The following is a 22,216-nucleotide window of genomic DNA, read 5'->3' on the forward strand; positions in this document are numbered from 1 at the left end:
GAGGGTGACGTTGGTGTCGGACACGGTGCTGGACCCGTCCGCGTTGTTCTTCGTGTCCTACGACGGCGTGGTGAACAACAACTCCTTCCAGCAGCACGCGATCCTCACGCACGCCGGCTACCAGTACGCCACCTGGTACACGGGCAGCCGTAACGCCGTGGTGGCGCGCCGGCGGCTCGGTGGGGGCTGGGAGAAGGTCACGCTCCCGCACCGGCTGAGCGTGGACGACTCGCACAACGTGATCTCGCTGGGCATCTCACCGCAGGACGGCACCCTGCACGTGGCCATGGACACCCACGACAACCGGATCCACTACGTGCGGTCGAACGCGGGCGTGGCGACCCGGCCGTCGACCACCCCATGGACGTCGTCGGCGTTCGGCGGGGTGTGGCGGACGCTGGGCGGAGTCGACCTGGGGGGCATGACCTACCCGTGCTTCCTGGTGACGCCCGAGGGCAGGCTCCAGTTCGGCTACCGCACCGGTCGGTCGGGCAACGGGGTGAACGAACTGGCCGAGTACGACGGCGGGGTGTGGCGCGTGCTCGGCGCGTGGTCGTCGGCGACCGGCGACTACACCGGCCCGAACGGCGTCGTGTCCACCACCCGGAACATGTACCTGCACGGGCTGGACTACGACGGCCGCGGCCGGTTGCACGCGGCGTTCACCTGGCGCGAGGGCAACGCGGGTGTGTCGTGCGCGCCGGGCGGCCTGACCAACCACGACACCGGGTACGTCTACAGCGACGACCGGGGCCGCACGTGGCGCAACTCGTCGGGCGCGGTGGTGGGCACCACCGGTGGCACGCCGGTCTCGGTGTCGTCCCCCGGCGTCGTGGTCGATCCGCTGGACCCCGACCACGGGCTCATGAACCAGGAGAGCATGGTCGCGGACTCGACCGGCACGCCGCACGTGGTGATCAGCTACGTGCCCGACCGGTTCACGCGGTGCGTCTCGGACTACGCCCGGCAGCGCGCCGAGCACGGCCGCACGTTCCACCTCGTGCGCGACCCGGACGGCACGTGGACCAAGCGCGAGGTGCCCGTGCCGCCGGACAGCTCGCAGCGCACCAAGCTGGTGTTCGACCGCGCGGACAACGCCTACCTGGTGATGCCGCGGGGCAAGGTCGTGGCGGCGAGCAGGGCCAGCGGCTGGACCGACTGGGCCACCGCCTTCGAGCCGACCTCGCTGCGGGCGTTCGGCGAGGTCAACGTGGACGCCTCGCGGGTGGCGGTCGACGGTGTCGTGTCGGTGCAGTACCAGCAGACGTCGTCGGGCACCACGCCGTCACCGATCCGGGTGGCCGACCTCCGGCTCGGCTGACCCCGACCCGGTCGAGTCGCGCTCCCGCAGTTCGGAGCTCAGCACGACCCGGCGGACCGGGCGTTCGGCGCCCTGGGCCAGGCGGTCGAGCGCGAGCTGCACGGCGGTGCTGCCCACGGCGTACTTGGGCGGTCGCATCGCGGTGAGCGGCGGGTGGGCGAACCTGGCGACCTCGTCGTCGTACGCGACGACGGAGAGGTCGGCGGGCACCCGGATGCCGCGCTCCTCGGCCCGCTGCACCAGCGACACCGCTTCCCGGTCGGAGTGCACGACCAGCGCGGTGGCGCGGTGCTCGACGCACAGGTCCAGCACCCGGTCGACGTCGACGCCCCACGCGGGCTCGTAGTAGGCGGCCACGAGCACCTCGGGCACCGGGCGCAGCCCGAGCTCCGCGGTCGCCCGCCGCCACCCGTCGCGGACCTGGCCGGAGGTGGGGCTGGTCGCGCTGACGGCGAGCCCGATGCCGCGGTGCCCCCGGCGGTGCAGGTGGCGGACGGCCAGTTCCGCGCCCGCCGCGTGATCGGTGCGCACGGACTCGACGTGCTCGCGGTACGGGCCGGACACCGCGGAGCGCTCGACCAGGACCACCGGGACGGGCAGGGCGATCAGCCACGCGACGAGCTCCTCGGCACCGGCGCCGCGGGTGGGCGGCGCGACGAGCAGCGCGTCGACCGCGCCGCTGCCGATCATCCACTCGACCTGGTGCCGCACGTCCTCGACCTGGTAGGACGCGCCGCGCAGGACGAGGCGGGCGCACCGCTCGTGCGCGGTGTCCTGCGCGCCGCGGATGACCTCGGGCCAGTAGTAGTCCAGCGAGGGCACGACCATCCCGATGGCGGGCGTGGCGTCGGGACCGGACGACGCGGCGACGGCGTCGGCGATGAGCCGGACACCGCCGTGCACGCGCTCCACGAGACCTTCGACGGCCAGGTCGTTCACGTCCCGCCGCACGGTGACCGGGGTGACGCCCATGATCCGGGCGATGTGCGTGATCCGCAGGACGCCCCGGCCCGCCAGGTGCTCCAGCAGCCACTGCCGCCGGGCGGCGGGCAGCATCGCGCCCTGGGCATCCGCAGCCGGTTTGTCCGCCATGACCGCCCCGTCGACTTTGATCGAAACTGATCGTAACAAGCAAACTGTACAGTCTTGTACTTACTTTGTGTCTGAGATTGACTGTTTCCGACCCTCTGATGGTGAAACGATCGACGGAAGAAGGCGACGTACGTGGAGCAGCGCTACGCGACCGCGCCGCAGCAGGTCCCGTCCATGGGCACGGACGAGCTGCGGCGGCACTACCTGGTCGAAGACCTGTTCGCCGACGACGAGGTCCGCGCGGTGTACAGCCACCACGACCGGGTCGTGCTGGTCGGCGCGCTGCCGCGCACCGGACCCCTGCGCCTGCCGACGTTCCCGGAAATCCGGTCCGAGTACTTCTTCGAGCGCCGTGAAGCCGGGATCGTCAACGTGGGCGGTGCGGGGACGGTGACGGTGGACGGCCGGGAGCACCGGCTCGCGCCGACCGCGTGCCTCTACGTCGGCCGGGGCGCGCAGGAGGTGTCGTTCGCGTCCGACGACGACGCCGCGCCCGCCGCCTTCTACCTGTTCTCCGCGCCCGCGCACACCACCTACCCGACGGTGCTGGTCGAGCCGGGCGACGGCACGGTGCGCGAGCTGGGCGACCCGTTGACGTCGAACCGCCGGACGCTGACCCAGTACATCCACGAGAACGGCGTCCGCAGCTGCCAGGTCGTGATGGGGGTGACGACGCTGCACCCGGGCAGCATGTGGAACACCATGCCGCCGCACACCCACGAACGCCGCATGGAGGTGTACCTCTACTTCGGCCTGCCCGAGGAGGCCCGGGTCGTGCACCTGCTCGGCGAGCCGAGCGAGACCCGCCACCTGGTCGTGGCGGACCGCCAAGCGGTGATCTCGCCACCGTGGTCCGTGCACAGCGGCGTGGGCACCGCCGCGTACAGCTTCGTCTGGGCCATGGCGGGCGAGAACCAGGCCTTCGACGACATGGACGCGCACCCCGCGGCGACGCTGCGATGAGGCCGGAGGTGGCCGGCCTGCTCGACCTGACCGGCAAGACCGCGGCCGTCACCGGGGCGAGTCGGGGCATCGGCCTGGCCGTGGCGCGACTGCTGGCCGCCGCGGGCGCGGACGTGGTGGGCATCAGCGGATCCATGCCCGAGGGAGACAGCGCCGCCCGGGCGGCGGTCGAGGCGGAGGGCCGCGGGTTCACCCCCGTGCGGACCGACCTCGCCGATCCCGGTCAGGTGGCCGAACTGGGCGCGTTGCTGGCCCGCGCGCAGGTGGACATCCTGGTCAACAACGGCGGGACGATCCGCCGCGCGCCCGCCGCCGAGCACACCGACGCGGACTTCGACCACGTGCTCGCGGTCAACCTGCGTGCCACGTGGACGCTGTCGCGGGACGTCGGCCGCGGGATGCTGGAGCGTGGCTCGGGCCGGATCGTCAACATCGCGTCGATGCTGAGCTTCCAGGGCGGCATCACCGTGCCCGGCTACACCGCGTCGAAGTCGGCCGTGGCGGGCCTGACCAAGGCGCTGGCCAACGAGTGGGCGCACCGCGGGGTCAACGTCAACGCCGTCGCGCCCGGCTACGTCACCACCGACAACACCGACGCCCTGCGCGCGGACCCGGACCGCAACCGGTCGATCCTCGAACGGATCCCCGCCGGGCGCTGGGCCGAACCGGACGACATCGCGGGCGCCGTGCTGTTCCTGTGCTCGCGCGCGGCCGACTACGTCCACGGCGTCGTGCTGCCGGTGGACGGCGGCTGGCTGGCGCGGTGAGCGCGGTCAGCCCGGCGGTGGGGCCGTCGAGCCGCGCACGCGCAGGGACGGGGTGATCACCACCCGGTGCGTCGGGCGGTCCGGGTCCCGCAGCCGGGCCGCCAGCAGCGACACCGCCGCCCGCCCGATGGAGCGGCGCGGCGGGCGCACGGCGGTCAGCGCCGGGGTGAACAACGCCGCCACCTCGTCGTCGTAGGCCACCACCGACAACCCGGACGGCACCCGGATGCCGCGTTGCTCGGCCCGCTGCACGAGCGCCATCGCCTCGGTGTCGGCGTGCACGAGCACGGCCGTGGTGCCGGTGGCCGCCAACTGGTCGAGCACCTCGTCCAGCGCGGTGTCCCACCCGGCCGTGCCGGGTGCCGGGACGGCGGTGTCCACGGTGGACCCCGCGTCCAGGCCGGTCTCGGCGCACGCGTCCAGCCAACCCCGGTGCACGTGCGGTGAGGTGGGGCTGTTCTCGCTGGTCACCACGCCGACCCTGCGGTGCCCCAACGACACCAGGTGGTGCACGGCCATGGCCGCGCCCAGGGCGTGGTCGGACACGACCGACTCCACCACGGTCTGGCGCGCGCCGACGGTCGCGACCCGCTCGACCAGCACGACCGGGGTGTCGATGGTGCTCAGCCACTCGATCGTCGCGGCGGCGGACGGCGCGGTCAGGCTCGGCGCGGCGATCAGGCCGCACACGTCCTCGTGCTCCAGCAGCCGCTCCAGCTGGGGCCGGTCGTCGGCGCTCTCGTAGGACGAACCCCGCAGCATGATCCGCAATCCCCGCGCGCCCGCCTCCTCCTCCGCGCCGCGGACCACCTCCGGCCAGTAGTAGTCCAGCGAGGGGACCAGCATGCCCGCGGCGCCCAGGACCGCGGGCTCCGCCGGGGTGTCGGTGGACCGCTCCCCGGGCGGCGGCGGTGAGGCGGCGCGGAGGGTCGCTCCACCGTGGACCCTGAGCAGCAGGCCCTCACCGTCCAGGTGGGCGATGTCGCGGCGCAGCGTCACGGCGGTGACGCCCATCCGCTCGCTGAGGTCGGAGATGCGGACCACGCCGTCGCGGTGCAGCGTTTCGAGGATCGACGCGCGCCTCTTGGCGGCGAGGGTGCGGGACTCGGCGTTCACGCCGCTCCCGCCGCGGTGGCGCCGAGCGGTGGGGCGCCGAGCGGTGGGGCGCCGAGCGGTGGGGCGCCGAGCGGTGGGGCGCCGAGCGGTGGGGCGCCGAGCGGTGGGGCGCCGAGCGGTGGGACGTCGGGCCGGTTCGGCGACCCGGTCGGCACCCGTTCCGTGCTGACGGCACCGTTCCCCGTGCACGCTCTCGTCACCGCACATCCTCCCGTCGTGGACCTCGACCAATTATGTGTCGGCCGTCCGCCGTGCCCTGCGGTGACAGGCCGGGGCGTGCGGCGCCGAGCCGGGCGCCGGCGGCCGCGGTGGCGGGTAACAAACGTTCATGTGAGCCTTGACACGATCACTCCTGCACGTATTTACTGCTTAACAGGCAAAGCGATCAAAAACGAAAGCAACTGTGCACCGTTGTGATCGAACGTCTTCCGACGACGAAGGACGAGATACATGCCGCCGCAACCCCTCCCGAGGGCCGACGCGCCGCCCGCGCGTGCCGGGTGGACCCGCGACCAGTGGGCCCGGACGGCCGACGCGATGCTGCGCGCCGTGCGGCCCTTCGCCTCCCCGGGACGGGCGAGGATCGCGCTGCCCGGACCGGTCGGGGGGTACGGGGCCGAGGTGGACGGTCTGGAGGGCTTCGCCCGCACGTTCCTGCTCGCCGGGTTCCGGATCGCGGGTGAGCGCGGAGCCGACCCGGACAACCTCGCCGAGTTCTACGCCGAGGGCATCGCCGCGGGCACCGACCCGAGGTCCCCGGAGCGCTGGGTGCGCCTGGACGAACACCCGCAGGCCAAGGTCGAAGCAGCCTCGCTGGCGCTCGCCCTGGACCTGACCCGCCCGTGGCTGTGGGACCGCCTCGACCCGGCCGTGCGGGATCGGGTGGTCGCCTACCTCGCCCCCGCCGTGGGCGACCCGACGTACCCGCGCATCAACTGGGTGTGGTTCCGGCTCGTGGTGCAGGCGTTCCTGCGGTCGGTCGGCGGTCCCTGGTCGGCCACCGACGTCGCCGAGGACCTGGCCACCCACGACGGCTTCCGGCGCGCGGACGGCTGGATGGCCGACGGCCACGAGCGCGCGTTCGACCACTACGTCGGCTGGGCCCTGCACGTCTACCCGCAGCTGTGGGCGCGGATGCCGGGCGCGGCGGGTTTCGCCGAGGAACGCAGGGCGCGCGACACGGCGGCGCTCGACCGCTTCCTGCTCGACGCCGTCCACCTGGTCGGCGCGGACGGGTCACCGCTGGTGCAGGGCCGCAGCCTGACCTACCGGTTCGCCGCCGCGGCGCCGTTCTGGGCCGGAGCCCTCGCCGAGGTCCCGTCCACGCCCGCGGGGGTCCTGCGCCGCGCCGCGTCGAGCGTCGTGCGCCACTTCGCGGAACGCGGCGCCCCCGACGACCGCGGCCTGCTGAACCTGGGCTGGCACGGGCCGTGGCCGCGCATCGCGCAGGCCTACTCGGGTCCCGGCTCGCCCTACTGGGCGGTGAAGGGCATGCTCGGGCTCGCCCTGCCCGCCGACCACCCGGTGTGGGCGGCCGAGGAACTGCCGCTGCCGGTCGAACAGGGCGACTTCGTCCGGGCGATCAGGGCACCGGGCTGGCTGGTGAGCGGCACCGCCGCCGACGGCGTCGTGCGCGTCGTCAACCACGGCACGGACCACGCGGTCCCCGGCGACACCAAGGGCGACTCCCCGCTCTACGCGCGCCTCGGCTACTCCACCGCGACCAGCCCCCTGCTGGACCGGGACAGCTGGACCGACCCGCACGACCAGGCCGTCGTCCTGGTGGACGCCCGCGGCCGGGCGTCCCACCGGTCCGGCATGGACGTCGGCGCCACCGAGGTGGTCGACGCCGGCGGCACGGCGGTGGGAGTCGGGTCGTCGTCCGGCGTCGTGCGCTGGTTGGAGCCCGACGAGACCCAGCAGCACCACGGGTCCGGCTGGACCGGCCGCCACCACGACGCCGGGACCGTCGCGGTCCACTCGCTCGTGCGCGGCCCGTGGGAGGTGCGCCTGGTCCGCGTGGACGACGTCGCGCGGGACCGCCCACCCACGACGCTGCGGCTGTCCGGGTGGGCCGTCGCGGGCGCGGACGTCGACATCGTCTCCACCGGGTCCCCGTGCGTCCGCGGCGCCGACGGCACGCACTCCACCCTGCGCGTCCTGTTGGGACGAACCACCGACTCGGGCGTGTCCGTGCACCCGGACGCCGGCCCGCTGGGACCGGTCGCCGCGGTCCCCTGGGCGCACTGCCCCGTCGTCCCCGGCGAGTGGTTCGCCGTGCTGCTGGAACTGACCCGCGACACCGGACCCCCGGCCGCCGAGCCCGAGGTCCGGCTCGTGGGCGGCGGATCGACGACCTGGGTCACCACGCGGTGGCCCGACGGCGCGCACACCCGCGTCGCGCTGTCCTGACCACCGGGCCGCCCACCCGGCGCCGCCCCACACCCTCCCGCTCTCCCCGTGGCTCGACCAGGAAGTGAAGGACCATGCGACACCGCCGATCCAGGTGGACCGCCATCGCGGCCGCCGTCACCGCCCTCACGCTCACCGCCACCGCCTGCGGCGCCGACGAACCCGCCGACAGCGGCGGACCGGTCACGCTGACGATGAGCGCGTGGAGCATGAAGACCACGCCCGAGTTCGCGAAGCTCGCCGAGGCGTTCCAGGCGCAGCACCCGGACGTGAAGGTCGAGTTCAAGGAGTACGACGCCACCAACTACGACACCCAGCTGACCGCGGACCTGGCCGCCGGCAGCGCGCCCGACCTCTACGTGCTGAAGAACCTCAAGAACTTCATCACCTACCAGGCCGGTGACCAGCTCCTGGACGTGTCCGACGTCGCGGGCGGGCTCGGCGACAAGGTCAACGGCCTGGGCAACTACAAGGTGGACGGCACCACGTACGCCGTGCCCTACCGCCAGGACTCCTGGTACCTCTACTACAACAAGGACCTGTTCGCGGCGGCGGGCGTCACGCCCCCCGACAAGACCTGGACGTGGGCGGAGTACGAGCAGGCGGTGGCGGCCCTGACGACCGGCCTGAAGACCGCGGGTTCGCCGGCCAAGGCCGCCTACCAGCACGTCTGGCAGTCCACGGTGCAGGGCCTGGCGCTGGCGCAGACGTCCGGCGCCGACCTGGTCAGCGGCGACTACGGCTACCTGGCGCCCTACTACCGGCGTGCGCTGCAACAGCAGGAAGCCGGCGCGCAGGTGGACTACGGCACGGCCACCACGAACACCCTGCAGTACCAGGCGCAGTTCGGCACGCAGCAGGCGGCGACCATGCTGATGGGCAGCTGGTACGTCGCGACCCTCATCGCCCAGCAGAAGAAGGGCGACGCGCAGTCGTTCCAGTGGGGCTTCGCCCCGGCGCCGCAGGCCGACGCCGCCACCAAGGACAACCCGGTCACCTTCGGCGACCCCACCGGTCTCGGCGTCAACGCCGCCATCGACGAGGGCAAGGTCGCCGCCGCCAAGAAGTTCCTGACCTTCGTCGCGGGCGAGGGCGGCGCCACCGCGCTGGCGTCCATCGGCATCACGCCGGCCACGCTGACCGACCCGGTGACCAAGGCGTACTTCGGCGTCCAGGGCGTGCCGACCGACGAGCTGTCCCGGTTCTCCTTCACCACGCACGACACCCGCGCGGAGAACCCCGTCTCGCCGCACACGGCCGCCCTGCAGAACATCCTGCAGGAGACCCACTCCGCGATCATGTCCAAGAGCACGCCCGTCGACGAGGCCCTCAGCCAGGCGGGCAACCGCGCTCGCACCGAAGTCCTCGAATCCCGGTGACACCCGGCGCGGGCTCGACACCCGGGCCCGCGCCGCGCCGAGCACACCACCTACGCAGGAGCACAGAGAGCCGATGAGCACGACGACTGTCGGCGGTCCGCGCGGCCCGGGCCCGCGAAGCACCGACCCGCGCGGCTCCGGTTCGCGCGACCCGGGTTCGCGCGGCACCGGGGCGAACCGCACGAAGCGGTGGTACAAGGCCCGCCGGTCATTGCAGGGCGTGTCGTTCGTCCTGCCGAACTTCCTCGGCTTCGGCCTGCTCACCCTGGGCCCGGTCGTCGCGCTGTTCTACATCTCGTTCACCAACTGGAACGTCTTCGGCACCGCCAAGTGGGTCGGGCTGGACAACTTCACCCGCCTGCTCAAGGACGCGAGCTTCCACACCGCGCTGCTCAACACCCTGTACTACTCCGCGTTCCACATCCCGCTCACGCTCGCGCTGTCGCTGGGCCTGGCCCTGCTGCTCAACCGGAAGCTGCGCGGCGTGGCGTTCTTCCGCACCGCGGCCTTCTTCCCGTACGTGACCTCGATCGTGGCCATCGCGATCGCGTGGAACCTGCTGTTCAGCCGCGACGCCGGACCGATCAACCAGATCCTGGGCCTGTTCGGGGTGGACGACCCACCCGGCTGGACCGCGTCGTCGGACTGGGCCATGCCCGCCGTGATCGTCGTCGGCGTCTGGCGCGAGATGGGCTACTACATGCTGCTCTTCCTCGCCGGGCTGCAGACCGTGCCACCGGAGCTGCACGAGGCGGCCCGCATCGACGGCGCGGGGGCGTGGCAGCGCTTCCGCAACGTGACCCTGCCGTGCCTGCGGCCCACGACGTTCTTCGTGACGGTGATGCTCACCATCGGCAGCTTCAAGGTCTTCGACCTGATCCTGGTGATGACCAACGGCGGTCCGGGTCAGTCGACGCTGGTGCTGTCCCAGTACATCTACCAGAAGGGCCTGGTGGAGAACCGGTTCGGCTACGCCTCCGCCATCTCCGTCGTGCTGTTCGCGCTCTGCATGGCGGTCACGGTCGTGCAGTTCGCCATCAACCGCAGGAGGAACGCCTGATGGCCGCCCCGCACGCCCTGCCCGACCTCGCCGCACCCGGGACGGTCGACCGGGGGAGGGGACCCGTCGCGCCGTCGGACCGGCGGCTGCCCGCGCCCGGCAAGGTCCTGGGCTACCTCGTCCTCGTGGTGGCCGCGGCCGCGCTGCTGCTGCCGTTCTTCTGGATGATCTCGTCCTCGCTGAAGACCGCGAACACCGTGTTCTCCGTCCCGGTGACCTGGCTGCCGGAGTCGCCGCAGTGGGGCAACTACGCCGAGATCTGGCGGATCTCCGACATGCTCGGGTGGCTGAAGAACACGGTCTTCCTGTCGGTGGTCGTCACCGTGCTCCAGCTGTTCACCGGCAGCTTCGCCGCGTACGGGTTCGCCAAGGCCCGCTTCCCGGGGCGCAACCTGCTCTTCGTGGTCTACATCGGCACGATCGCGGTGCCGTGGCAGGCCTACATGATCCCGCAGTTCATCATGATGTCCGAGGTCGGCCTGACCAACACGCTGTGGGCGGTCGTCGCGCTCCAGGCGTTCGGCGCCTTCGGCGTGTTCCTGATGCGCCAGTACTACCTGACCATCCCCGACGAGCTGTGCGAGGCCGCCAGGGTGGACGGCCTGAGCGAGTACGGCATCTACTTCCGGATCATGCTGCCGCTGTCGGTGCCCGCCCTCGCCAGCCTGGCGCTGCTCACCTTCGTCACCACCTGGAACGACTACCTCGGGCCGCTGATCTACCTGCGCGACCCCGACCTGTGGACGATCCAGCTGGGGCTCAAGTCGTTCGTCAGCGAGTACAACGCCGAGCACGCGCTGATCATGACCGGCTCGGTGCTGTCCGTGCTGCCCGTCGCGGTGGTGTTCCTGCTCGGGCAGAAGTACTTCGTCGAGGGCGTCGCCACGAGCGGGTTGAAGGGGTGACGGCCGTGAGGTACGAGACCTACACGCGGGTGTTCACCACCGCCTACGCACTGCTGGCGACCAGCGCCCTCGTGGTGGGCGCGAGCACGCCGTTCCTGGCGGTCCTGCTGTTCACGCCGGTCGCGGCGACCTGGCCGCTGCTGGTGCTGACCGCGCCGCTGCTCGGCCCGGCCGTCGCCGCGGCCCACGCAGTGTTCGCCGCCACCGCACAGGACGACAGCGCACCGGTGCTGCGGGGGTACCTGCGGGCCTGGCGCCGGCACGCGCGCCGCGCCTTCACCGTCACGGGTGCCGCGACCGCCGTCCTGGTCGTGCTGGTGGTGGACGTCCACGCCGCCTGGGGGACACCCGTCGGCGCGGTCGTCATCCCGGTCCTGGCCGTGCTCGTCGTGCTCACCGCCGTGACCGCGCTGGTGGCGCTCACCGGTGTGGTCGAGCACCCGGACGTGCCCGTCCGGCGCCTCGCGAAGGCGTGCCTGTTCCTGGCGATCCGCCGAGCCCACTTCACCGCGGTGTCCGTGGCGGTGCTGTGGGTGCTGGCGGCGGCGGTCGTGGCCCTGCCCGTCCCGGCGCTCGCGCTGCTCACCGGACCGGCGCTGTACGTCGTCTGGGTGGGCAACCGCGCGACCCTGCGACCCGTCCGCACCGCCCCGGAGACCGACCCGCGCTCCGCCGCCACGCGCTGACCTGCGTCCGTCGTCCCTGTCACCCGTTCTGAGGGAGAACCATGTCCGCGGAAGCAGACCGCGCCGCACCGATCACCACCGACCACCTGGCAGCGGCCTGGGACGCCGCGGTCGCGACCGTCCGGCACAACATCGCGGAGTTCACGTCCTGGTACCCGGACGACACGACCACCGCGGGCGTCTACCGGCCGCGCACGCCTCGCGGCGGCCAGCCCGAGGGCGCCAACGCCGGGTGGACCACCGGTTTCTGGCCGGGGATGCTGTGGCTGGTCTGGGAGGCCACCCGCGACGACGCCGTGCTGGGTGCCGCGCGACGCGAGGTCGACAGCTTCGAGGCCCGGGTCGTGCAGGGGATCGACCTGGACACCCACGACCTGGGCTTCCTCTACACCCTGTCGTGCGTGACGCCGTGGCGGCTGCTCGGCGACCCGCGAGCCCGCAGCGCCGCGCTGAAGGCCGCCGACCACCTGATGGACCGCTTCCTCGAACCGGCGGGCATCATCCAGGCCTGGGGCGACCTGAGCGACCCCGTGCAACGAGGCCGCACGATCATCGACAGCCTGATGAACCTGCCGCTGCTGTACTGGGCGGCCGAGGTGACCGGTTCCCGGACGTCCACCGAAGCCGCGATCCGGCACACCGAACAGCTGCGACAGCACATCATCCGGCCGGACGGCACCACGTTCCACACGTTCTACTGGGACCCGGAGACCGGCGAGCCGCTCCGGGGCGCGACCGAGCAGGGGCACCAGGACGGGTCCTGCTGGGCACGCGGGCAGGCGTGGGGCATCTACGGCTTCGCCCTGGGCTACCGCCACGTGCGGGAACCGTCGTTCCTCGACGCCGCCAGGCGCTGCGCCGACTACTTCCTCACCCGCCTGCCGCAGGACCGCGTCGCCTACTGGGACCTGGTGTTCACCGACGGCAGCGACCAGGACCGCGACTCCTCGGCCGCCGCGATCGCCGTGTGCGGTCTGTACGAACTGGCCGACCACCTGGACGACCAGGACGCCGCCCGGCACTACCGCGCCGAGGGCGACGCCATCCTGACCAGCCTGGCCACCACCTACGCGACCGTCCCCGACCCCGGTGCCGCTCCGAGCCCGCTGTTGCTGCACGGCGTCTACGACAAGCCCAAGGACGTCGGCGTGGACGAGGGCAACCTGTGGGGCGACTACTTCTACCTGGAAGCCCTGTCGCGTCACGTGCGGCCGGAGTGGCGCAGCTACTGGTGAGCCGCCGAACGGTGGGGTAACGGCGGTCGTGCTGTCGGCGAAGGGTTGAATACGGGGCGTCGGGGGTCCTGCCGATAGGGGTGGAACGTGGTCGTTCGGCGCAGTCAGCGGTGGGTGTGGGCAGGACGTGTCGTCTTCGGTCTGATCGTGGCCGGATTGGCGGTGTACCTGTTCAAGGTCGGTCTGGAGGACGCCGACAAGCTGGGCAGCAGCATCGGTGGTGTGGCGGCCGTGGCGGCGTTGCTCGCGCCGTACCTGCTGCCCCGGCGGGAGGAGGCCGCGGTGCCGGACGAGGTCGTGGTGGAGGACTCCGGCGACGCCGACGCGACGGGCGGCGGTGAGGCGAACACCGGTGCCGAGACCGTCGACGGCGACACGGGCACCGTGCGGGTCACCCGATCGGGGAACGCGGTCGCCGACGGACCCGGTTCGGTGGCCAACACCGGTGTCCGGCGACGCCCCCGGACGTGACCGCCGGATCACCCCCGTCCGGCGCGCCGCAGGACGCGGTGGAGGTCCACGAGACGGGTGGCGCGACGGCCGACCGCGGGGGTGTGGCGAACTCCGGCGTGATGGGCGACGTGCGCGTCGAGCACCACCATCACCCCGCCGCGGTGCCGGTGTGGCCGGTGGTGGTGGGGCAACCCCCGCCGCTGGCCTCGGCTTTCCAACCCCGGGAGGACGTGCGCGAGCAGGTGCTGGCCGCGCGTCTCCGGGGTGAGGACGTGGTCCTCGCGCAGGACGAGGCGGACCGGCGGGGCGCGATGGGGACGCGGGTGCTCGCGGGCGGGGGAGGGGTCGGCAAGTCCCAGTTGGCGGCGTGGTTCGCGCAGGAGGCGGTGACGGCCGGCACGGACCTGGTGGTGTGGGTCAACGCCGCCGGCCCGGAGCAGGTGATCACCTCCTACGCCAGGGCGGCGGCACGGGTGGGTGTGCCCGGAGCCGACGGTGCCAATCCTGATGCGGACGCCGCCGCGTTGGTGGACTGGCTGCACACCACCGACCGCACCTGGTTGGTGGTGCTGGACGACGTGACCGATCCGGCCCACCTGGCGGGCCGGTGGCCACCGCACCGCCCAGGCGGCTGGACGCTGGCCACCACCCGACTGCGCGAGGCCGCGCTCACCGGTTCGGGCCGGCAACGCGTCGACGTCGACACCTTCACTCCCGCGGAGTCCGTCCGCTACCTGCACGACCGGCTCACCGACGCCGGTGGCGGCCACCTGCTCGACGACCACGCTGCGGACCTGGCCGCCGCCCTGGGCCACCTACCCTTGGCGCTGTCCCACGCCGCCGCCTACATGCTCGACGAGGACGAGGCGTGCGGTGAGTACCTCGCCCGCTACACCGCCGGGGACCAACGGCTGGACGACCTGATGCCCGCCGGCGTCGACCCCGACGCCTACGGCCGGCCGGTGGCCGTCGCCCTCCTGCTCGCCCTGGAGGCCGCAGACACCAGACCACCCGCCGGACTGGCCCGTCCAGCGCTGGCACTGGCCGCCTTCTGCGATCCGGACGGCCACCCGGACGCCTTCTGGGCCACCGAGGCGGTCACCGACTACCTGACCGCCCACATGGGCAACCCGATCACTCCCGAACAGGCCCGCAAAGCCCTGCGCACCCTCCACCGCTACGGCCTGGTTACGCACACCCCTGGGGACGGCCCCCGCGCCGTCCGCATCCACGCCCTTACCGCCCGCGCCGCCCGCGAAACCATCACCACCGACTCCGCTACCACCGCCCGGACCGCCGCCGACGCACTCCTGCAACTGTGGCCCGACAACGACTACAACGCCACCGATCTCCTCGTCGCCCTCCTTGCCAACACCACGACGCTCACCACCATCGCCGGCGACCGCCTCTGGCGCCCCGGTGCCCACCCACTACTGAACAAGGCGGGTATCAGCCTGCTCCGTGCCCAACTTCACGACCCCGCCGTCACCTACTGGCACCACACCATCGCACAAGCCCAACGCATTCTCGGCGAGGAACATCCTGAAACGCTTTCCACGCGAGCAAACCTGGCCAGCGCCTATCGGCAGGTCGGTCGCACGAGCGAGGCCATCAATCTGACAGCGCAGGTGGTTGCCGATTCGGTACGTCTGTTGGGTGAGGACCACCAGGAGACGCTCATCGCACAGACCAATCTGGCCGTCTCCTACTGGTACACCGGTCGCACGAGCGAGGCCATCGAACTGCTGGAGCACGTCGTTGCCCACCGGACACGTCTGTTGGGTGAGGATCACCCGGACGTACTCATCACGCGAGTCAACCTGGCCAGCTCCTACTGGCAGGCCGGTCGCACCAGCGAGGCCATTGCCATCGAGGAGCAGGTGGTTGCCGATTCGGTACGTCTGTTGGGTGAGGACCATCCAAACACGCTCACCGCGCGGGGCAACCTGGCCGTCTCGTACTGGCAGGTCGGTCGCATGAGCGAGGCCATCGCCCTGACGGAGCGCTTGGTCGCCGACTCGGTACGCCTGTTGGGCGACCGACACCCGAGCACACTGGCCGCGACTAAGGTTCTGAAAACGTGGCGGGCTGAAGGCTAAAAACGTACGGCCGTGTCGACGTGCGGTCAGGTGCGGCGCAGGTGGGCGGTCAGTTCGTCGGCGCCGCCGGCGGTCAGCTCGGGGAAGTGGGCGCCGAATGCGCGCACCAGGTGGTACCAGTTGAAGTGGTTGTCCGGGTGCAGGAGCCGCGCGACGAGGGGAGTGGCCAGGTCGACCCGGTTCCGGTGCAGCAGGGTGACCGCGATGGCCAGCTCCATCTCCGCCCGTTCTTCCCGATCGTCGGTGTCCTCGACCAGTCGTAGCGCGCCGTCGAGGTCGTCGGTCCTCGTCATGGCCGCCGCGAGGGGGTACCCGAAGTCGCCCGGGATCGGGCCGGTGACGTCGCCCAGGTCGGACCGCACGCGGGCGAGCACCTGGTCGACGACCTCAGGCAGGTCGTGCGGATCGCGGTTGGCGAAGAGGTTGCGGGCGATGTCGGCCAGGGACGCGGTCGGCACCTCGTCGGCCTCGGTGCGCAGCAGTTCCCGCAGTTCCCCGACGATCTGCTCCGCCCGCACGACGTCACCGACCGCGATCAACGGTCCGATCAGCTCCGCCCGGAGGTTCGGCTCGGTCCAGTGGCGCATCTCCAGGACCTGGAGCATGGTCCGCGCCAAGGCGGTCTGCTCAGCCTCCACCAGCGCCGTGCAGACCTCCCGCCAGGCGCGGGATCGGGGACGGGCCAGCACCACTTGCACCGCCTGCTCCGGGTCGCCCGCGCGCACCAGGGCCACACCGATCGCCTCAAGCTCGCCGTGGGCACCACCGAGGTCGTGGTCCACCAGGTGCTCGGCTTGGTCGAGGAGACGCCACGCCTGCTCGACATCCCCCCAGCGGGTCGCGGCCTCCGCGGCCCACGCCAGGACCAGCGCCCGGGTGCCCGGGTAGTCGACCTCGTCGGCGAGCGCGGTGAACCGGCCGGCGACGTCCGGACCGGTCGGCCGCTGCACGTGCAGCAACCGCGCCCGGTCCACCGGATCGGCGACGTGAGCGGCGAGGTGACCCGCGCGTTCGAGGTCGCCGAGTTCGACCGACTTGACCGCCGTGTCCACCAGCCCCGAGGTCAGGAGTTCCGACGGTCCCGGCTCCGCAGCGCCACCTCGGCGTCCTCCACCAGGCGGCGGGCCCGGCCGACCTCGCCGACCCGGATCAGGGCCGCGCCGACCGCCGTCAGGGCCTGTGCCCGGTAGTCGGCTCGGTCGACCCCGTAGGCGAGCTCCTCGGCCTCGTCCCACCGGCCCGCGGCGCACAGGGCTTCCGCCATCTGCGGCGCCACGGCGCCCGCCCGGGTGTCGCGGTGCAACTCCTCGACGACGGCCACCGCCGCGTCGTGGTGACCGTGCTCCGCCAGGACCACGGCGGCGGCCGCCGACGTCGGGGTCGAATCTGAGTCGACCCCCACCTCCAGCGATGGTCGGCCGAGCCGGGCGACCTCCACCGCCTCTCGTGGTCGGCCGCGCCGGGCGTAGCCGAGCACGAGGTGCCGCACGACTCCGCCGATCATGAACGTCCCGGTGACGCGGTCGGCGACACGCCGGGCCGCGCGCAGGTGCCCGAGCACCGCGAGGACTTCTGCCGCCTGCGTCGCGGTCCAGACGTTGTCGTCGGCCTCTCGTGCGTACGTGAGGGCGGTACGCCGGGCGAACCAGCGGGCACGCCACCCCGCGCCACCGGGGAAGCGGACCAACGCCTGCGCGACGGACAGCTTGGTCACGACGCTCAACGGGCGTGCTTCGGCGATTGCCTTGGCCGCCAACGCGCCTCCGAGCCTGTGGTCCCCCGCCCGTCGTGCGACCGAGGAGTACCGGGCGTACGCCTCCGACTTCTCCACGGGCGGCACCAACGAGTCCGTCGCGGCCTGGTTGGCCAACGCGAGCGCGCGCTCGGACTCGCCGCGGGTGATCATCTGGTCGGCCGCGTTCAGCAGCGCGTGCGCCCACCACGGAGGATCGTCCAACTCTTGGCCGACCGCCTCGGCCCAGGTCGGCTCGCCTGCCATGACCAGCACCTCGACGACGGTCGCCAGCATGCTACGGCGTTCCAGGTGCAGGGACTCCGACTGCACGGCCGCCAGCGCGTGCCGCACCGCCTCGGCGGCCAGGTCGCGGTGGCCGGCCGCGAACAGCTCCTCGGCGACCCGCACCAACGCTTTGAACGGCTGCCACACCGACCTGGCCAGGGCCAGGGCGCGGGCGGCGCTGCCCAGCGACACCCACAACGCGGGTAGCTCGTCGGGCACACCCGCGCTGTGAGCGGAGAGCACCTCGTGCCGCACGGCTAGCCTGGCCAGAGCACCCAGGTCGGGCTGTTCCCGGGCGGCGAGGGCTTCGCTCAAGGAGCGGATCTCGTCCAGCGCGTGCGCGTCACCGCCGGACATGTCCAGCATCCGCTCCTGGCGGTCGGGGTCGGTGCACAGCGCCAGCGCGCGATCGAACTCGCCGATGGCCACGAGCACCGCGTGGTAGCCGCGCAGCAGGTACTCGGGCGTGTCGGCCGGCCAGCCGCGATCGCGGTATTCATCCGCCCACGCGTGCAGGCGGCGGCGGTACTCGACGATCCGCTCGCCCAGGTGGTCGACCACGGCCACCTGTAGTTCCTCGTGACCGAGCAGGTACACGTCCGGCAACGTCCCCGGCCGGAAGTGGCTCCCGCGCCGGGTGAAGCTCCGCCCGGCGACGGTCCGCAGCTGCTCCTCGACCTCGGCCCGGCTCAACCCGGTCAACCCGGCCAGGTCGTCACCGGTCAGACCACCACCCGAAGCGGCGAGCAGACCCAGCAGGTCCGACCCGACGGCCGAGCCGTGCAGCAGCCGCGTGACCTCGCGTTCCATGCTGTCCCGCACGACCCGCGCCGCTGCCGACGGCGCCAGGCGGCGCACCACGGCGGGATCACGCAACGGGTGGTGCTCCGGCACGTCACCCGGCAGGGGCGGGTTCGGCCGTCCCGACACCACGATCCGCATACCCGCCGGGGGAGCGACGGGCAGCAGGGCCGCGATGCTCCGGTCCTCGCCTGCTCCCGCCACCGCCGCCGAGTCCTCGTCCAGGCCGTCGACCACCAGCACCAGCGTCTCCCCGCGGCCGGCGCAGGCGTGCGCGGCGGTGTCCAGCAGGCCGAGCAGGCGAGTCTCCCGCGCGGTGTCGGCGGCGGGCTCCGGCACCGTGAGCAGACCGGTGAGCTGCTCCAGGACGTGGTCCACGAACGCGGCCCTGGTGTTCTGGCCGGCCAACCGCGCCGTGACGAAGAACGACACCACGCGCACCCCGGCAGGCGGGTTGAGGGCGAACCACGCCAGCAACGCGGTCTTGCCGGACCACGCGGGCGCCTGCCACCACCGGTAGGCGCCACCCTCACCGGTGCAGAACGCCGCCAACTCGGCCAGCTCGCGGTCGCGCTCCACCAGTTCGGCCGGCGCTATCCGCCGCACCTGGTGCAGGTAGCCGCTGCGGACCGGTCGGCCCGGCCACACGTGCACGTCCCCGATGTGCACACCGGTGTTGGCGTACCCGCCCGGCCCGGCGATCGCATCACCGCTGCCGGTCACCTCTACGCGGCGGTCGCCCCTCATCGGACGCGCCTGATCCCCGCAGCACGCCGGCCCGTGTCCCGGAGGGCACGCGCCACCACCCACCCCCGCGCGTTCACTACAACAGTCCCTCGACTTCCTCGATCACGAGCCGGAAGGCCCGGTGCGAAGTCCGTGCCAGCGCGGGAAGCCCGACCGTCCACCGGTCCGAGGCCAGCAGCTTCACCACCAGTCGACGGCGCACGGCCGGAACGTGCGTCGCCGTCAACGCCAACACCTCCGCCCACCGATCGGGGTCGTCGATGCCCTCCGCCAGTGCTTCCGCCCGCCGCGCGAAGTCCAGCGAATCGTGCATGGCGGCCAGGTGGGCGAACACCAGCGCGCGGTCACGCGGAGCCGCCGCCAGTTGCCAGATCCGGTCGGCGTGCGCGGCGGACTCCGAGAGCCGTGCCAAATCGAAGGCGATCCACGCGCGTTCCAGCTCGTGCCCCTCCTCGGCCAGGGACAACGCGCGCTCGATGTCGCCGATGGCGCCGAACGCGCCCACCACCCAGCCCAGACCGTTGCCCTGTTGCCCCCGAGTCCGGATGGTCCGCATGACGGCGTACGAACGCTCCGCGAAGTCCCTTGCCAGCTCCGGGTCCTTGCTGCCCGTCGCCATCTCGGCCCAAGCCCTGACCTGGTGATGAGGCGCGACGATCCTGGTGGCGACCGCCGCGCCGCGTGTCGTGTCCCCGGCGGCGGCACAGGCCGCCACCAGCTTGACCAGCTGCGCCTCCGGATCCCAGTGCGCCGGGATCGCGTCGAAGACGTGCTCCACCCGGTTGACGAGCCGTTCCACCTGGCCGAGGTCACCGGCCAGCGCCGCCGCGTGCGCCAGGTCGGCTCCCACGTCGGCCGCGTGCAAGGGGTCGGTGATCCCCGCCGCGGCGGCTTCGGCGGCCCCGAGGTCGCCACCGGCGATCAGCGCCCGGACGACCTGCGCGTGGAGCCTCGGGCCGAGGTAGTCGTCGGCGAACCACTGCTCGACACCGGTGGTCAACGACGTCACGACCTCCGTGCACCCGCGGACCGCGGTTGCCAACGCCGTCAGCACGATCACCCGCTCGACGTCGTCGGCGATCCGCGACGACATGAAGGTCCCGCAGTGCGCCAAGTCGTTCATCGCTTCGGTGTCGCCGATGTCGGCGGCGGCCTGCATGGCGTCGGTGAGCAACGGGAACACCGCCGTGGCCGGGAACCGGACCCGCGCGACGTCCGCGGCGTGCAGCGCTATGTACTCGGCGTCCTCCTGCTCATCACGTGCGGCACAGTGCTCCGCGATCCTGGTGAGGGCGGCCACCCGGTGGGCGTCGTCGGTGATCTGCTCGACGATCTGCATGGCGAAGTGCCATTCATCGCCCTGGGCGAGGTGGGAAGCCAGGTCCTCCAAGGCCCGCGATCCCCGGTTGAACCGCAGCGAGTGCGCCTCCCTGAGGATCTCGTACGCTCCGCTGAGCATGTCGTCCCGAGCACCGCGGTATGCGGCCTGGTGCACGTACTCCAGCAGCGCGAGCACGCGGGACCAGGTGTCGGTGCTCGCCTCCGGCCACGGCACCGGCTCGGGGGACGGCGCTTCCGCGGCGGGCAGCACCCCGTCGCGCAAGGCGCGGATCGCGTTCCCGCGCCTCTCCGCATCGGGTATCGACAACGCGAGGGACTCCGCGATCGACTCGTGTCCCAGCCGGGCCAACAACGCCGGCAACCGTTCCGGAACCGCGGCGTTGCGCCACGCGAGGTGGCTGCGGTGCACCGCGAGCCGGGTCAACGCCTCCAGGTCCGGCTCGCCCCGGTGGATCAGCGCCCGCCACGTCCTGTCGATCTCGGAGAGGCCGATCGCATCGCCACCGGACAGGTCGAGCAGGGTTCCGTGCCGTGCGGGATCTGCGGCGCAGTCCACCATCCGGTCCACGTCACCGAGGCGGACCAGCAGGCGGAAGTAGCCGTTCAGCAGGTATTCCGGGGTGTTCTGGGGCCAGAACCGCTCCCGGTAGCGATCCGCCCAGTCATGGAGTCGACCGTGCAGCCCGTCGAGTTCGTCCGCCACGAACTCCAGCGCCTCGACCTGGAGTTCCTCGTGGCCGAGGAGGTACACGACCGCGTCCGGCGCCCACTGCGCGGGTCGTGGCAGGTAACTGCGGCCCGCCACCGAGGCGAGGTGGTCGTCCACCTGCCGGCGCGGTCGTCCGGTCAGTTCCGCCAGGTCGGCCGCCGACAGACCACCGCCCGCCGCGACGACCAGGCCGAGGAGGTCCCGTTCCTCCGGCGACCCCTGCATCAGGCGCCTGAGCTCGCGTTCCATGTCGACGCGGACGACCTTGGCCTGGAGGGAGGGCCCCAACCGGCGGGTCACGGACGCGTCGCGCAGCGGGTGGTCGTCGGGCACGTCCGCGGGCAGGGTCGGGTTCAGCCTGCTCGCCACCACCACCCGCATCCCGGCCGGCGGCGACGCGGGCAGCAGGGCCGCGATGCTGTGGACCTCGCCGGTCCCGTCGACGTTGTGGTCCTCGTCCAGCCCGTCCACGACGAGCACGAGCCGTTCACCGGCGCGCTCGCGCGCCTCGGCGGCTTCGCGGAGCAGCCCGCGCAGGTGGATGTGGCCGGCGGCGGGCAGCGGCTCCCCGAGCAGGTCCGCGAGTTGCTCCACGACGGTCCTGACGAACGCGTCGGCGTTGTTCTGCGCCGAATAGCGGGAGGTCACGAAGAAGGACACGATCCGCACCCCGGGCGGCGGGTGGAGCACGAACCACGACATCAGGGCCGATTTGCCCGTCCAGGCATCGGCCTGCCACCAGAGGTAGCCCGCCTCCGGCTCCGGGTCGGCGGTGCAGAAGTCGGCGAGCTCGTCCAACTCGCGCGCCCGTCCGACCAGTCGCTCGGGGGCGAGAGCGCGCACTTCTTCCAAGTACCGCGAACGCGCGGGCTGCGCCACCGTGACATCGCCGATGTGGATACCGCTGTTGGCGTAGCCGCCCCTGCCGGCGACCGCCTTACCGGTCCGCGACGCGGAGAGCCGGCGCCTCGGCGGACGCGGGCCGCTCATCGCACGGGTCGCCGCGAGGCCGGATGCACGACCGCACGATAGCAAGGCGCCTTCACGCCCAACGGAAAACTCGCCCGGAATACACGACACAGGATGTCGTGATTGGTTGGGAGGCTTGTC

General features: G+C 72.4%; 17 protein-coding genes. 11 read left to right on the forward strand and 6 right to left on the reverse strand.

All coding sequences use genetic code 11. The features are described 5' to 3' along the window. Positions 1 to 4 precede the first annotated feature (4 nt). Complete coding sequence (locus tag AB0K14_RS07170) at positions 5 to 1,321, forward strand: BNR repeat-containing protein (protein WP_360466102.1); 1,317 nt, start codon at positions 5 to 7, stop codon at positions 1,319 to 1,321. Here AB0K14_RS07170 and AB0K14_RS07175 read toward each other — a convergent pair. After that, entirely contained in the window at positions 1,286 to 2,413 is a 1,128-nt protein-coding gene (locus AB0K14_RS07175; RefSeq protein ID WP_360466104.1) for a substrate-binding domain-containing protein, read from the reverse strand. The two genes, AB0K14_RS07170 and AB0K14_RS07175, sit on opposite strands and share 36 nt — an antisense overlap. Positions 2,414 to 2,545: 132 nt before the next feature. On the opposite strand from AB0K14_RS07175, the gene kduI reads away from it, so the two are divergent. Both kduI and AB0K14_RS07185 read left to right on the forward strand, forming a co-directional pair. Beyond that, entirely contained in the window at positions 2,546 to 3,376 is an 831-nt protein-coding gene (gene kduI, locus AB0K14_RS07180; protein WP_360466107.1) for a 5-dehydro-4-deoxy-D-glucuronate isomerase, read from the forward strand. Then, positions 3,373 to 4,143: an SDR family oxidoreductase gene (locus AB0K14_RS07185; protein ID WP_360466110.1), complete on the forward strand. Its 771-nt coding sequence runs from the start codon at positions 3,373 to 3,375 to the stop codon at positions 4,141 to 4,143. Before kduI ends, AB0K14_RS07185 begins: the two co-directional genes overlap by 4 nt. A 6-nt stretch (positions 4,144 to 4,149) precedes the next feature. Here AB0K14_RS07185 and AB0K14_RS07190 read toward each other — a convergent pair whose 3' ends face one another. Both AB0K14_RS07190 and AB0K14_RS07195 read right to left on the reverse strand, forming a co-directional pair. Next, complete coding sequence (locus AB0K14_RS07190; RefSeq protein WP_360466113.1) at positions 4,150 to 5,259, reverse strand: substrate-binding domain-containing protein; 1,110 nt, start codon at positions 5,257 to 5,259, stop codon at positions 4,150 to 4,152. After that, complete coding sequence (locus AB0K14_RS07195) at positions 5,256 to 5,459, reverse strand: hypothetical protein (protein WP_364337640.1); 204 nt, start codon at positions 5,457 to 5,459, stop codon at positions 5,256 to 5,258. Before AB0K14_RS07195 ends, AB0K14_RS07190 begins: the two co-directional genes overlap by 4 nt. 250 nt (positions 5,460 to 5,709) lie before the next feature. Here AB0K14_RS07195 and AB0K14_RS07200 point away from each other — a divergent pair, with 250 nt between their 5' ends. The 8 genes from AB0K14_RS07200 (at position 5,710) to AB0K14_RS07235 (ending at position 15,488) form a co-directional block, all read left to right on the forward strand. Continuing rightward, complete coding sequence (locus AB0K14_RS07200) at positions 5,710 to 7,671, forward strand: DUF2264 domain-containing protein (RefSeq protein WP_360461411.1); 1,962 nt, start codon at positions 5,710 to 5,712, stop codon at positions 7,669 to 7,671. 74 nt (positions 7,672 to 7,745) lie between these two features. Continuing rightward, positions 7,746 to 9,050, forward strand: coding sequence for an extracellular solute-binding protein (locus AB0K14_RS07205; protein ID WP_360461408.1), 1,305 nt, complete (start codon positions 7,746 to 7,748; stop codon positions 9,048 to 9,050). Positions 9,051 to 9,123: 73 nt separating this feature from the next. Further along, positions 9,124 to 10,110 carry a sugar ABC transporter permease gene (locus tag AB0K14_RS07210; RefSeq protein ID WP_360461405.1) on the forward strand — a complete coding sequence of 329 codons (987 nt, stop codon included), beginning with the start codon at positions 9,124 to 9,126 and terminating at the stop codon, positions 10,108 to 10,110. Then, complete coding sequence (locus AB0K14_RS07215; protein WP_360461402.1) at positions 10,110 to 11,015, forward strand: carbohydrate ABC transporter permease; 906 nt, start codon at positions 10,110 to 10,112, stop codon at positions 11,013 to 11,015. Before AB0K14_RS07210 ends, AB0K14_RS07215 begins: the two co-directional genes overlap by 1 nt. Positions 11,016 to 11,020: 5 nt before the next feature. After that, on the forward strand, positions 11,021 to 11,701 hold the full coding sequence (locus AB0K14_RS07220; protein ID WP_360461399.1) for a DUF624 domain-containing protein: 681 nt from the start codon (positions 11,021 to 11,023) through the stop codon (positions 11,699 to 11,701). Between the two features lie 41 nt (positions 11,702 to 11,742). Beyond that, entirely contained in the window at positions 11,743 to 12,936 is a 1,194-nt protein-coding gene (locus AB0K14_RS07225) for a glycoside hydrolase family 88 protein (protein WP_360461396.1), read from the forward strand. Between the two features lie 147 nt (positions 12,937 to 13,083). Continuing rightward, positions 13,084 to 13,407, forward strand: coding sequence for a hypothetical protein (locus AB0K14_RS07230; RefSeq protein ID WP_360461393.1), 324 nt, complete (start codon positions 13,084 to 13,086; stop codon positions 13,405 to 13,407). 38 nt (positions 13,408 to 13,445) lie between these two features. Next, complete coding sequence (locus AB0K14_RS07235) at positions 13,446 to 15,488, forward strand: tetratricopeptide repeat protein (protein ID WP_360461391.1); 2,043 nt, start codon at positions 13,446 to 13,448, stop codon at positions 15,486 to 15,488. A 26-nt stretch (positions 15,489 to 15,514) separates the two neighbouring features. Here AB0K14_RS07235 and AB0K14_RS07240 read toward each other — a convergent pair whose 3' ends face one another. From AB0K14_RS07240 to AB0K14_RS07250, 3 genes are all read right to left on the reverse strand, one after another. After that, entirely contained in the window at positions 15,515 to 16,540 is a 1,026-nt protein-coding gene (locus tag AB0K14_RS07240) for a hypothetical protein (protein WP_360461388.1), read from the reverse strand. Positions 16,541 to 16,551: 11 nt separating this feature from the next. Beyond that, positions 16,552 to 19,056 (reverse strand): hypothetical protein, encoded by a 2,505-nt coding sequence (locus AB0K14_RS07245; RefSeq protein ID WP_360461385.1) that lies wholly within the window; start codon positions 19,054 to 19,056, stop codon positions 16,552 to 16,554. Between the two features lie 76 nt (positions 19,057 to 19,132). Continuing rightward, positions 19,133 to 22,096, reverse strand: coding sequence for a hypothetical protein (locus AB0K14_RS07250; RefSeq protein WP_360461382.1), 2,964 nt, complete (start codon positions 22,094 to 22,096; stop codon positions 19,133 to 19,135). Positions 22,097 to 22,216 lie beyond the last annotated feature (120 nt).

Origin of the sequence: Actinosynnema sp. NPDC050801 (assembly GCF_040673975.1) — a bacterium.
GTDB lineage: Bacteria > Actinomycetota > Actinomycetes > Mycobacteriales > Pseudonocardiaceae > Actinosynnema.

Bases quoted from the DNA above. Each gene is read 5' to 3' on its own strand.
- AB0K14_RS07210 (WP_360461405.1), top strand. From the start codon at position 9,124: ATGAGCACGACGACTGTCGGCGGTCCGCGCGGCCCGGGCCCGCGAAGC.
- AB0K14_RS07245 (WP_360461385.1), bottom strand. From the start codon at position 19,056: ATGAGGGGCGACCGCCGCGTAGAGGTGACCGGCAGCGGTGATGCGATC.
- AB0K14_RS07175 (WP_360466104.1), bottom strand. From the start codon at position 2,413: ATGGCGGACAAACCGGCTGCGGATGCCCAGGGCGCGATGCTGCCCGCC.
- AB0K14_RS07185 (WP_360466110.1), top strand. From the start codon at position 3,373: ATGAGGCCGGAGGTGGCCGGCCTGCTCGACCTGACCGGCAAGACCGCG.
- AB0K14_RS07200 (WP_360461411.1), top strand. From the start codon at position 5,710: ATGCCGCCGCAACCCCTCCCGAGGGCCGACGCGCCGCCCGCGCGTGCC.
- AB0K14_RS07225 (WP_360461396.1), top strand. From the start codon at position 11,743: ATGTCCGCGGAAGCAGACCGCGCCGCACCGATCACCACCGACCACCTG.
- AB0K14_RS07215 (WP_360461402.1), top strand. From the start codon at position 10,110: ATGGCCGCCCCGCACGCCCTGCCCGACCTCGCCGCACCCGGGACGGTC.
- AB0K14_RS07205 (WP_360461408.1), top strand. From the start codon at position 7,746: ATGCGACACCGCCGATCCAGGTGGACCGCCATCGCGGCCGCCGTCACC.
- AB0K14_RS07250 (WP_360461382.1), bottom strand. From the start codon at position 22,096: ATGAGCGGCCCGCGTCCGCCGAGGCGCCGGCTCTCCGCGTCGCGGACC.